Annotated in this window: 10 protein-coding genes and 1 riboswitch; of the genes, 6 read left to right on the forward strand and 4 right to left on the reverse strand. The window is 51.5% G+C overall.

The genetic code is table 11. The annotated features are described in order from the left end of the window. Window positions 1–87: 87 nt before the first annotated feature. Both K5621_RS04220 and K5621_RS04225 read left to right on the forward strand, forming a co-directional pair. Window positions 88–693, forward strand: coding sequence for a DUF2238 domain-containing protein (locus K5621_RS04220; RefSeq protein WP_100142556.1), 606 nt, complete (start codon window positions 88–90; stop codon window positions 691–693). 210 nt (window positions 694–903) lie between these two features. Beyond that, window positions 904–1,569, forward strand: coding sequence for a helix-turn-helix transcriptional regulator (locus K5621_RS04225; protein ID WP_100142557.1), 666 nt, complete (start codon window positions 904–906; stop codon window positions 1,567–1,569). A gap of 801 nt (window positions 1,570–2,370) precedes the next feature. Here K5621_RS04225 and K5621_RS04230 read toward each other — a convergent pair. The 3 genes from K5621_RS04230 to K5621_RS04240 form a co-directional block, all read right to left on the reverse strand. After that, entirely contained in the window at window positions 2,371–2,538 is a 168-nt protein-coding gene (locus K5621_RS04230; RefSeq protein WP_221050514.1) for a hypothetical protein, read from the reverse strand. Between the two features lie 650 nt (window positions 2,539–3,188). Continuing rightward, window positions 3,189–4,625 carry a curlin gene (locus K5621_RS04235; protein ID WP_221050515.1) on the reverse strand — a complete coding sequence of 479 codons (1,437 nt, stop codon included), beginning with the start codon at window positions 4,623–4,625 and terminating at the stop codon, window positions 3,189–3,191. An 18-nt stretch (window positions 4,626–4,643) separates the two neighbouring features. Further along, window positions 4,644–5,072 (reverse strand): curlin, encoded by a 429-nt coding sequence (locus K5621_RS04240; RefSeq protein WP_373289234.1) that lies wholly within the window; start codon window positions 5,070–5,072, stop codon window positions 4,644–4,646. Window positions 5,073–5,482: 410 nt separating this feature from the next. On the opposite strand from K5621_RS04240, the gene K5621_RS04245 reads away from it, so the two are divergent. From K5621_RS04245 to katB, 4 genes are all read left to right on the forward strand, one after another. Continuing rightward, entirely contained in the window at window positions 5,483–7,984 is a 2,502-nt protein-coding gene (locus K5621_RS04245) for a S8 family serine peptidase (RefSeq protein WP_221050516.1), read from the forward strand. 259 nt (window positions 7,985–8,243) lie between these two features. Next, window positions 8,244–8,681, forward strand: a complete 438-nt coding sequence (locus K5621_RS04250; RefSeq protein WP_039035581.1) for a PaaI family thioesterase — start codon at window positions 8,244–8,246, stop codon at window positions 8,679–8,681. Between the two features lie 270 nt (window positions 8,682–8,951). Then, entirely contained in the window at window positions 8,952–9,215 is a 264-nt protein-coding gene (locus tag K5621_RS04255) for a YgjV family protein (protein ID WP_221050517.1), read from the forward strand. Window positions 9,216–9,500: 285 nt separating this feature from the next. After that, window positions 9,501–10,964, forward strand: coding sequence for a catalase KatB (katB, locus tag K5621_RS04260; RefSeq protein WP_044735109.1), 1,464 nt, complete (start codon window positions 9,501–9,503; stop codon window positions 10,962–10,964). A gap of 64 nt (window positions 10,965–11,028) precedes the next feature. On the opposite strand, the gene K5621_RS04265 is transcribed toward katB, so the two are convergent. Further along, complete coding sequence (locus K5621_RS04265) at window positions 11,029–11,586, reverse strand: TMEM165/GDT1 family protein (protein ID WP_071476927.1); 558 nt, start codon at window positions 11,584–11,586, stop codon at window positions 11,029–11,031. Between the two features lie 92 nt (window positions 11,587–11,678). Then, window positions 11,679–11,780: riboswitch (yybP-ykoY riboswitch) on the reverse strand. Window positions 11,781–12,192 lie beyond the last annotated feature (412 nt).

Genomic DNA, 12,192 nt, shown 5'->3' on the forward strand with positions numbered 1-12,192 from the left:
TAGCACTTTTTTAAGATGAAGTGGAGGGCTAGATGGCTAAAGTATTTATTCCTAATTGAGAACAATCACAGGTAAAGGAAAAGTGGCTTGAAAAACACGATTATTTGGCTGGTTATTTATTTTGCAGTACTTATCTGGTCGGCCATTGCTCCCAAGGATGATTTTACTTGGTGGTTGGAGGCGTTGCCGGGAATGCTGGCGCTGCCGATACTGTTTTTTACCCGCAAACGTTTTCCGCTGACCACACTGGTCTATGGCTTAATCTTGGTGCACTGCCTGATCCTGTTTGTTGGGGCTCATTACACTTATGCCGAGGTGCCGTTGTTTGATACTTTGGCGCAGTGGATGGGCTCTGAGCGCAATAACTACGATAAGTTGGGTCACTTGGCGCAAGGGTTTATCCCGGCCATGATTGCCAGGGAGATACTACTGCGTAATCAAGCTGTGAAGCCGGGTGGCTGGTGTACCTTTCTGGTCAGTTGTTTCGCTCTGGCCTTGTCGGCCTTTTATGAATTGATTGAATGGTGGGTAGCCGTTGCTACCGGAACCGGCGCCGAGGCTTTTCTCGGTACCCAGGGCTATGTCTGGGATACTCAATCGGATATGCTGATGGCCTTGGTCGGTGCCCTCGCCGCTTTGATGGTTTTATCCTCATTTCATGACCGTCAATTGAAGCGCTTTGTTGGTGATTGATAGGCATGGCTCAGACTTTCGTCTGTTATCTTTACAAGATTTCATCTGGTAATACGATTAAAGGTTGTTAGAATCATACTTTATGGTGATGAAAAACTGACACTATCGGGTCAGAATCATCCAATACATTTTGTATAAGCTCATGTCAGTTGATTAAGGAAGTCACCCCTTTAGGGGTATGAGTGAGACTTTTCAGGGAGAAGAGTAAATATGAGTAGTATCAATGAGTTGGTTTTTATAAATCAGGTGGCCGCCCCTTGTCATTTAGCCATTTTGGCCGAGTCAATCGGTCTCAAAACCCGCATTATCCGCCATCCGGAGCAGTTGGAACCGCAGAAAAACGATAGTACTTTCTATCTAATATCTCAGAAGGGGTCCGCTTTGGACAATAAGGGGATCCCCTTATTGGCTGGTCGCCTGGTGTCCCATGTGCCAGTTGCCCTCTATCAGGTTGCCAGGGGGTCACTGGATCAGGAATCTGCCATGTTGCTGGGGATCCGTGGGGTGCTTTATTCAGATCAACGCATCGATCTTATGCTTACTGGCCTGCGCAAGATGGTGGCCGATGAACTCTGGTACGACAGAACTCTTATCAGCAAGATGTTCCGCAAGCTGGTCAAGACATTGGATGCTGGTAATGAGATATCCGCCGATACGGTTTCCATGCTGCAGATGTTGACTCGGCGTGAGCGTACCATTATTCAACTGGTTTCCAGCGGTGCCCGCAATAAAGAGATAGCCCAACGTCTGTGTATCAGTGAGCATACGGTCAAGGCACATATCTCATCAATTTTCCGTAAGACGCAATCTCGTAATCGAGTCGAATTATTGCGTTGGGTCCAAACCTATCAGAGCCATTTCGATCTCATCAGTTGAGTTGGCGTCATATCCAAGTGGAACTCGGCCCCTAATGGGGCTTGTTTATGCTTTGATGGCTTTTATGTAAACCAAGTCAGTGGAAAATTCCTCTCAGAGTGCCGCATCGCCGCTACTTGGCGCTGTTTTGCGTCTCGGTAATGGCTTTCAGCCAAAGCTATGATAGCCGCTGTGCCTGCGACGAAAGTCGTGGTGTAAAAGCCTCCATGCACAACGGCCTGCTCGCCTTCCTTGGCTCGCGCTCATAAGCTTGTTGCTTCGCAACATTCGCTTTGCTCGACCTTCGAGCTTCGACGTCCCTGTCTCGGCTACGTCAATTTGCAACAACGCCGGCGGCGGCTCCGAAGGGGGAATTGGTGTAATTCTGTTAGCACTGAGTAGCTTGAAACATCTGAAGTGTCTGCAGACATACACCTCATTTTCAGGCACAGGCGGAACTGTGACCGTCGAAAACAAGGATGTTTTCGTCGAGGCTACAGGGACGTATTCACGCCGTGTCACAGGATCGCCTGTGCGAGAGGCGCACCGCAGGTGATGGGCTGCAACTTAGCTGGCAGCTAAAACCAGGTTTATTAGTGATATTTGGTTCAAAGCCATGATAGCCGCTGTGCCAGCGGCCTAACGTCGTGGTGTAAATACCTCCTTGCACAACGGCCAGTTCACCATCCAAGGCTCGCGCTCGAAAGCATGTTGCTGCGCAACTCTCGCCGAGTCACAGGATCGCCTGTGCATAAGCCTGCGGCAGGCAATGAGAAACATCCGTCGCCGGAGGCCCTGCCAATACTAATTAGTAACTTTTAGTTAGAAGCCATGATAGCCGCTGTGCCAGCGGCCTAAAGTCGTGGTGTAAATGCCTCCATGCACAACGGCCAGTTCGCCATCCCTGGCTCTCGCTCGCAGCCAGTCGCTGCGCGACACTCGCCAAACCACACCGGACAAGGGGCTTTGCTTGTCCAAAGCCCCTTGCATCCCCAAGGACACCCCGACGTAGCCGAAATCCCCGCTGGCTTATGAAGCCAATTGGCTACACTCAGGACTCGCCAAATGCATCCATGCATAAGGGCCAGCTCGCCTTCCTTGGCTCGCGCTCATAAGCTTGTTGCTTTGCAACATTCGCCTTGCTCGACCTTCGAGCCTCGACCTCCCTGTCTCGGCTACGCCAATTTACAACAACGCCAGCGGCGGCTCCGAAGGGGATTGGTGCAATTCTGCAATCATAGCTTTGCTTGAAATTGCTTATATACCCACAGACATACACCTCATTTTCAGGCACAGGCGGAACTGTGACCTTCCGAGCCAGGGATGGCGAGGCAGAGCTTACAGGGACGTACTCGCAGCGAGTCACAGGATCGCCTGTGCGAAAAGCGCACCGCAGGTGATTGACTACATCGTGGCTGGAAGCACGGCCAATACTAACTTAGGAACTTTTAGCTGGAAGCTATGATAGCCGCTGTGCCAGCGGCGAATACTCGCGTTGTTATTCGATGCTTATGGTATGGGGGTTCCAGGAAACCGCTGGAACCATGAGTTTTCAAGCTATAATGACTCACGCTCAGTTGGCAATTGGGCAAATAAAAAGGGAGCCAAGAGGCTCCCTTTCGCATAAAGCACCAGAGTGATTAGTTCTGGATCACAGTGGCAACGTTGTAGTCACCGCTTTGGGTTACGCTGATAGCGTTGTTGGCACCGGCTTGAGAACCGACAACCAGGTTTTCGTTACCGCTTTGGGTGATCATCAGGCTGTTACCTGTACCGACCACGGCGAAGGCGCCGCCATCAACACCGCTCACCCAGTTGTTGTCGCCGCTTTGAACGACTTGAGCCAGGTTGTCATCACCGAGGATCAGCAGATCAACCAGGTTGAGGTCACCGCTTTGAGTGGTTTCGATGTCGGTATTGTTGTAGCCAACAACAGTGACCAGAGCTTCGTTGGCGCTGCCATCTTGCTCCATATCCACTTCGTTGTTATCGCCTTCCAGTTCGGCATAGGCAAAGTTTTCAGTGCCTTCCTGATGGATTTCGATCTGGTTGTCTTCGCCAGTGGTGAAGGCAACCAGTTCGTTGTAATCGCCCTGTGAGGTCAGATCCATGCTGTTGTCTGTGCCATAGGCGGCGGCAGTGGCGAAGTTGGTGCTGCCATCCTGCTCCAGGTCGATATCGTTGTCGTTACCCCAGATTTGGAATTCAACGCCGTTGGTATCGCCGTCTTGTTGGATATCGACGACGTTATCACTACCTTGGATATCGGCAACCAGCAGATCGCCAACGGTGTTGTTGTCGCCTGTCTGGCGGATTTCAACATCGTTGTCATCACCTGTGGTGAATTCGAGTACTGCGGTGTTGGCGGTACCAGTTTGTACCATTTCGATACCGTTCTCAGAGCCGGACAGAGCATAAACAAAACCAGTGTTCAGATCGCCTGACTGGTCGATTTCGATGCTGTTGTTGTCACCGGCAACACCGCGAACGCCACCTATGTTGGCGTTACCTTCTTGCATTACAGTTACTGAGTTGCCGTTGCCTACGTTAGGGCTGAAATCAACGGCTATCATGCCGGCTTCGTTGTTATTACCGTTCTGGCTGATATAGCCAGAGTTGTCGTTGCCGTTGACACGGAATACTGCAAAGTTGGTGTCACCGTTCTGGTTTACTTCGGCGCTGTTGTTGTCACCTATCAGTTCAACATTGGCTTCGTTGAAGAAACCGGATTGAACGACAGTTGCAGTGTTGACGTTACCATCCACATCGACGCTGGCTACATGCCAATCTTCATTCTGAGTCACTGTGACAATGTTTTCATCGCCCTTGGAGTCAACATAGGCTTCGTGCCAAACACCGTTCTGAACCACAGTGGCTTCTTGGGCAGAACCTTCCTGGTTGATCTCAGCCAGATTCAGAATGCCGGTTTGCTCGGCATAGACTTCCTGACCTGCAGCACCGTAGCTTTGCTGATTAACTGAGATTTCATTGACGCTACCGGCAAAGGCTTGAGCACTCATACCCAGACCCGCTGTGATAGCCAGTGCAATCAGTGACTTTTTAGCTTGAGATTTCATTAAACGCTCCCTGTGTTTTTAATACTGCGTGATGCTGATAGTGGCTGCATCGGCAATTTGTTGTATCGAAAAATTGGCACTGCCAAGCTGGTTGAGTTGCACCAGATTGTCATTGCCTATTTGAGTGATGTTTGCCTTATTGGCGTCACCCACCTGCATCATTTCAACCTGATTATTGACCCCGAGTTGTATTACCTGTGCCTGATTACCCAAGCCGACTTGGGTAAGGATGGCGCTGTTGTCAATTCCGGCTTGAACTATGATGGCTTGGTTGAAACTGCCTTGTTGCATCAGGTTGACTAAATTATCGCGTCCCTGAGTTTCCAGCAGTGTCTGGAGGGTGACTGGCAACTCCTGTAGTGCATTTACCTGGCGCTCTGTCGCTGTTGAACCAAGACTGGTCAACAAAACGGCCGAACCAAACAGGATTTTTGCGAGTACCGACACCTAAGACTCCTTTTCGTACATATCCTTGACTGAACCAGAGTGGTACAAATCAGCAACAAAAGTTACGCGCCTGGAGCCGGTGCCGCAATCGGAGTTAAAGGCTATTTAGGCTTTAGTCGATATTGCTTTTTGCAATAAGGGGTTAATTTTAAATTTGCATTTAAAACAGTATATTATGAATTGTATTTGGTGATTTTTAAGATTGAGTATACCTAACCCGTCTAGTAGCAAAGTTGTATTTTACGATTTGATGCTTTCTCTATTGTTTTCATTGCGGTAACAATCTATTTGCAATAAATAAACGCCGGATTTTCTCGTTGGTTATTGTTTCGCTGGTGCTTAAAGGCGCTGCCAACGACATAAGCCGTTCCGGATAACAAGGGATTATAAGGACTATAGGAAGCCCGAATATGTTGAAAAAATTCTCGCCATTGGCAGTAGCTGTCGCTGGGGTTATGGCGCTTGGTAGCGCGCCCGCAATGGCTAAAAATGAGATCCGTTATGCCAAGGACTCTATCCTGGTGGTTTACAAGGATAATGCCACCAAAGAGGAGCGGACCGAGGCTCAGCGTCTGGTTCGTGGCACTCTGCGTGATGCCAATGCCGATGGTATAGATGACAAATTTGCCCGCTTGCTCGATGGTCGTCTGGCAAAGCTGAATCTGCGTCAAGGGGCTGATATTGAGCAGGCGATCAAGATGATCTCCAGCCATCCGGCGGTTAAATATGCTGAACCCAACTACATTCTGCGCGCCATAGGCATGCCGGATGACCCTCGTTTTCCTGAGCTCTGGGGCATGCACAATACAGGGCAAACCGGTGGTGTGGCCGATGCCGATATTGACGCTCCCGAAGCCTGGGATGTCACCACTGGCAGCACGGATGTGATCATCGGGGTTATCGACACCGGGGTTGACTATAGCCATCCTGATCTGCAGGCCAACATGTGGGTCAACCCGGGCGAAATTCCGGGCAACGGCATAGATGATGACGGCAACGGTGTGATTGACGATATTCACGGTTTCAGTGCGGCCAATAATAACGGCGATCCTATGGACGGTAACGGTCATGGTACCCACGTGGCCGGGACAATTGGCGCTAAAGGAAATAACGGCTTGGGTGTCGCCGGGGTAAACTGGGACGTGACTATTATTGGCTGTCAGTTCCTGACTCCTGCCGGTACAGGTTCTACCGCCGATGCCATCGCCTGTATCGACTATATGACTGATCTCAAGGTGAATCATGGTGTCGATATCAAGGCCACCAACAACTCCTGGGGTGGCGGTGGTTTCAGCCAGGCGCTGAAGGATTCCATTGAAACTGCCGGTGACGCCGGTATTCTGTTCCTGGCTGCGGCCGGTAACGACACCACAAACAATGATGCCAGCCCTCATTATCCGTCCAACTATGACTCGGACGTAGTGATGTCCATCGCCAGTACCGATAGCTCGGATGGTATCTCCTGGTTCTCCAACTGGGGGGCTACCAGCGTAGACATGGCGGCGCCAGGCAGTGCCATTCTGTCAACGGTTCCAGGTGGCGGCTACGAGAGCTATTCGGGTACCTCGATGGCTACGCCTATGGTGAGCGGTGTCGCGGCCTTGGTGTGGTCTATCAACCCGGATCTGACTCCACTGGAGATGAAAGCACTGTTGATGAATTCGGGTGATGCCAATGCGGCCATGACCGGCAAAAGTGTTGCCGGTACCCGTCTGAACGCGGCCAACGCGCTCGATCAAGCCAACCCAAGTCCAAGTTATCGCTTCAGCGTGACCCCGGCAGCCCGCACCATTGAAGCCGGTGAAAGCACCAGCTATGACTTCAGTGTCGGTAGTGTCGCCGGTTGGAATGGCAGTGTTGAGCTGAGTGTCAGTGTAGAACCCGCTCTGGAAGGGGTATCTTTGTCTGCCACCAACGTTGGTGCCGGTGACAGCTTTACCCTGAACGTGGCAAGCACTGCCGAGACTCAGTGGGGCGATTATGCCATCACTGTGTCGGGCAATGACGGCAGTATTGAAAAGAGCAGTGTGGTGAGCCTGGAAATCATCCCTCAAGGGCTGAACGACTTCCCATACAGCAATGATACCCCGGTGGCTATTGCCGATAACACCACAGTGACCAGCACCATTGAGATCGCCGATCCGCTGCAGATCTTCGGGGTCAACAGCAACGTCAACATCAGCCACACCTGGATTGGTGATTTGACTGTGACCCTGACTTCGCCATCCGGCACCGAAGTGGTGTTGCATAATCGCGAAGGCAGCAGTAACGACGATATCGTCAAGAGCTGGGATTTGAGTGACTTCAACGGTGAGATAGCCCAAGGAACCTGGACTCTGAGCGTGACTGACCATGCCGGTGGTGACAACGGCACCCTGAACAACTGGGGTATGGTGATCACGGCGCTGGGTGAAGCGGGTCCTTCCGCGCCCAATGCTGGCTTTGACTATCAAGCCGAAGGTCTGAGCGTCAGCTTCAGCAATAGCAGCTCTGATATCAATGATGATATCGCCGGCTACCACTGGGATTTTGGTGACGGCTCTGTTTCCAGTGAGGCAAACCCTCAACATGTGTATGCCGAGGCTGGTACCTACACTGTGACCCTGACCGCGACCGATGCCACCGAGCTCAGCGACAGTGTCAGCATGGAAGTGCAGGTATTTGCCCACAGCATCTCTGCCGATATCAGCCGCGCCCTCAAGTCCCGTCGTGGCAGCGCCATGGTCGATGTCAGCTGGAATGGTGCCCTGGGTGATGAAGTGGCGATTTTCCGCGATGGTGAGCAGGTTGCGACCACCGCCAACGATGGTCAGTTCCGTGATCGCTTCAGCACTGAAGCCGAGAGCGTGACTTATCAGGTTTGTGAACTGGAAGCCGAGCTGTGCTCTGATCCTGTTGTTGCTCAATTCTGATAACTAAAGCCAAGTAAAGCGGCCATCCGGCCGCTTTTTTTATAGACATATCGCACAAAAATTAATTTTTGATGACGGGGAGCGATAATTGCGCCTCAGTCAATCATTCAAAACAGAATGGGGTTGACCGGAAGTGAATGCAATAGCTTTCCCTAAGGGCTCAAGCGGCTGATAGGCAATCCTTTTGGCCGGGTTTACTTCTGTACGGCAGGGCAAGTACACTGATTTTCCTAATTGGAGTACTAAGGATAACAATAAGATGAGTATTTGGTTCCGCCCCATTACCCTGGAAGATTGCGCCAAACTGGACGTTGGTATGAGTGGCAAGGGCACCCTGATGCAGACCCTGGGGATCCGTATCACAGAGATAGGCGATGACTATATGGTGGCCAGTATGCCGGCATCTCCGGCCATCCATAATCCGCTTGGAATAGTCCATGGCGGTGCCAATGTGGCGTTGGCGGAAACTGTGGCCAGTTACGCAGCCAATTTCGCGGTGGACTTTGAAAACTACTATTGTGTCGGTCAGGAGATCAATGCCAATCACCTGCGGGCAGCACGTAATGGTGAGCTCAAGGCAACCGCCAGAGCGGTACATTTGGGCAAACGCAGCTCTGTCTGGGAAGTGCTTATTCATAACAGCGCCGGAGAGCTGACCTGTATCTCTCGTATGACTGCGGCCGTGATTAAGCGTTAAGGCCATATGCTAGTGTTGAGCCTGCGTAAAAGTATAGATTAAGCCCTCTTGTATCAGTCTGTTTTTCAGGATTAATTCACCCGCATGGGCAACCTGGCCGAGTTGTAATTGGGTCCAATTGCCAACAGGCTCATGGCCGATGTTTTAACTCCAGTATTCATTCTTGCTCCTGTTTGTTAGCGACTATCCTTATAGGCGAGGGTTTGGGAATTGACATTCAGGGGCGTCATGATTTGAAGACAGTCGCTGCTGTGAAATAGGGGAGCATGAATGGATACAATCAATATATGGGAGTGGGTCGGATATCTAGCGTCTGTGTTGGTGGCCATCTCCTTGATGATGTCCAATATCAAAAAGCTACGCTGGTGGAACTTGTTGGGAGCGGTTTTATTTGTTACCTATGGTATGGCCATCGGTGCTTACCCCGTGGCTTTGGTTAATTTCTTCATTGTGCTGATAGATATTTATTATCTGATCCGGCTCTATCGCTATCCTCAAAGTAACTCTGAGCATCAGGATGCTAAAAAAAGTTAGCTTTGTCTGAGAATTTAGCCTGTCGAGGCCTGCTTGTTTCACGTAAAAGGCATCGAGGCTTGAATGATCATCGGCAATGACGCCACCTAATCCTTAGCCAATCTTTGCAGAGCTATTAATCTGATTTTTGAATAGGGTTGATTTGATTTAATCGTTTTTGGTGTTTCTTGCGTTTGGCTAAGATGACCACATCGCCAATACGACTGCTCAAGGGAGCACCTATGGCCACCTTATATGATGTGATTGAAAACTGGTTAAACGAGACAAAGGATTAAGGAGCACGAGATGAGTCAGAAGCAATATATCACCAGCCAGAGCGGCGCCCCCATCGCAGACGATCAGAATTCCCTCTCCGCCGGAGAGCGTGGTCCCCTGTTGCTGCAGGACTGGCACCTGATTGAAAAGTTGGCCCACTTCAACCGCGAGCGGATCCCTGAGCGGGTCGTGCACGCCAAAGGCACGGGGGTTTACGGCACCTTCACAGTGACCAATGATATGAGCCAATACACCATAGCCGAACATTTCCAGGGGATTGGCACTCAGACTGAAGCCTTTGTTCGCTTCTCGACCGTAGGCGGTGAGATGGGCAGCGCCGATGCCGAGCGCGATCCCCGTGGCTTTGGAGTGCGTTTCTACACCAAACGCGGTAATCATGACATAGTGGGCAATAACACCCCCACCTTCTTCCTGCGTGACGGCATCAAGTTTCCTGACTTTATCCACACTCAGAAGCGTAACCCGCACACCAATTTGAAAGATCCTCAGGCGATGTGGGACTTCTGGTCGCTCAACCCAGAGTCCTTGCATCAGGTGACGGTATTGATGTCTGACCGAGGCATTCCGGCTAACTATAGGCAGATGCATGGCTTTGGCTCGCACACCTTCTCATTTTGGAATGCCAAGGGTGAGCGCTTCTGGGTCAAGTTCCACTTCAAGACAGAGCAGGGCATAGCCAACCTGACTGAAGAGCAGGCCGCCAAGGTGAAGGGAATCGATCCGGATCATGCCCAGCGTGATATGGTGGCGGCAATCCAGGATGGCAACTTCCCCCGTTGGAAGCTCAAGGTACAGATAATGCCGGAAGCCGATGCCAATACTTACCATATCAACCCGTTTGATTTGACCAAGGTATGGCCACATAAGGACTACCCACTGATTGAGGTTGGGGTACTGGAGCTCAATCGTCTGCCACAGAACTACTTCGCCGAAGTAGAGCAGGTGGCACTGGCGCCGAGTAATCTGGTTCCCGGTGTTGGCGCGTCACCGGACAAGATGTTGCAGGCTCGCCTGTTTGCCTACGCCGATGCCCAGCGCTATCGGATAGGAGCCAACTATAATCAGTTGCCGGTGAACTGTCCTCACGCGACTCAGGCCAATCACCATCAACGTGCCGGTGCCATGGCCGGGGCTCAGTGCCCGTACCATGGAAGCCAGACAGGTGGCGATGCGTCGGCAAACTATGGCCCCAACTCGCAGCCAAGCGGCCTGCAGGATGCCACAGAGTTCAAAGAGCCGCCGCTGCGCCTGGATGGTGAGGCTGATAGATACAGCCGTTATGGTCAGGATGACTATACCCAGGCTGGCAACCTTTACCGCCTGTTGCCGGAAGAGGAAAAGGCCAGGCTTATCAGCAATATCTGCGGTACTCTGAGTCAAGCGACTCAGGATGTGCAGCAGCGAATGATAGGCCATTTCAGTCAGGCCGATGCCGACTACGGCCGCCGGGTGCAAGAGATGCTGGCCAGCTGATAATTGCACGCCGGACATAAAAGGGGCAGCTTGAGCTGCCCCTTTTACGCTGTCAGTGGTTGCCCTATTCCCACAACAGGGTGGCTATCCCCAATAGGGCAAACAGTAGGGCGCAACCTCTGTGGATCCAGGTCATGGGCAGCTTGTCGGCACTGAAATGGCCAGCCAGTACCACAGGAACATTCGCCAGCAGCATGCCGACAGTGGTGCCTGTTACTACCATCAGCAGGCTATCGTATTTGGCTGACAGTACTACAGTTGCGACCTGGGTCTTGTCACCCATTTCGGCGATAAAGAACAGCAAACAAGTGGCCACAAAGGGGCCATAGCGGTAGAAGCGGCTCTCTTCGGCATCGACTTTATCGGGTACCAGCACCCAAAGGGCGATGGCAAAGAAACTACCGGCAACAAGGTAACGGCCGACATCGGCGCTGAGCCAGCCCATGGCCCATTGGCCCAGCCAGGCGGCGGCAAAATGGTTGAGCAGGGTGGCGATAAGGATCCCTGAGATAATCGCGGTCTTGTTTTTGAAACGGGCGGCCAACAACAGGGCCAACAGCTGAGTCTTGTCACCGATTTCGGCTACGGCGACAGTGAGAGTTGAGGCGATGAGTGCTTCCAAAATGGGCGTTCCTTCGGGGTGGCAAAATTCCAAGCACAGTCTACCGCCCACCCCTTTATAATTAGTGCGGTATACCGTGCTCAGGTCTTGCCGGGCAAGCCTAAGCTTGCTGTAAGCACCATGGCATGAGGCCAAGTGTGTTGATGCCTACCCCTGGGCGGGACCCAGGTTAGCTACTCCCCTAAGACAGAGGTGGCCATTATAACGATAAAGTTTATTAAGGCAACACAGTCCGAATTAGTTAACTGACGAGCGCCGGATAGCCAATTATCACAGACTGCGGCCTATTTAACTCAAGGCCAATAAGCAATGCTTTAGTTTCCGTTTGACTGGCTTTTGGCAGATAACCATAGAAAAGCTATGGTTAATAGGAGGGTGGCGGCGCTTCCCCGCTTGCCCAAGGGCTGTGGCTCTGTTAATGTCCCGGTTAAGTCAATTTTTTGAGAAAGAGCCTCAGTGTTGAGTTTGCATCTTTGCAGTCCCAAATTCCGTTGTCCACGATTTAGTTAGCCCCAGTGGCTTGGTGGCATACCTCTTCTGTTTGCTGAGCTGTTGGGGCCAATGAAACTCCGTAAGGCGGAATTTCATCTGCGGCCAAGACGTTAC

The sequence above is a fragment of the Shewanella carassii genome, assembly GCF_019670705.1.
Classification (GTDB): Bacteria; Pseudomonadota; Gammaproteobacteria; order Enterobacterales; family Shewanellaceae; genus Shewanella; species Shewanella carassii.

Excerpts from the sequence above, each read along its gene's own strand:
- K5621_RS04225 (WP_100142557.1), top strand. The coding sequence starts at position 904 with ATGAGTAGTATCAATGAGTTGGTTTTTATAAATCAGGTGGCCGCCCCT.
- K5621_RS04230 (WP_221050514.1), bottom strand. The coding sequence starts at position 2,538 with ATGCAAGGGGCTTTGGACAAGCAAAGCCCCTTGTCCGGTGTGGTTTGG.
- K5621_RS04235 (WP_221050515.1), bottom strand. The coding sequence starts at position 4,625 with ATGAAATCTCAAGCTAAAAAGTCACTGATTGCACTGGCTATCACAGCG.
- K5621_RS04245 (WP_221050516.1), top strand. The coding sequence starts at position 5,483 with ATGTTGAAAAAATTCTCGCCATTGGCAGTAGCTGTCGCTGGGGTTATG.
- K5621_RS04250 (WP_039035581.1), top strand. The coding sequence starts at position 8,244 with ATGAGTATTTGGTTCCGCCCCATTACCCTGGAAGATTGCGCCAAACTG.
- K5621_RS04255 (WP_221050517.1), top strand. The coding sequence starts at position 8,952 with ATGGATACAATCAATATATGGGAGTGGGTCGGATATCTAGCGTCTGTG.
- katB (WP_044735109.1), top strand. The coding sequence starts at position 9,501 with ATGAGTCAGAAGCAATATATCACCAGCCAGAGCGGCGCCCCCATCGCA.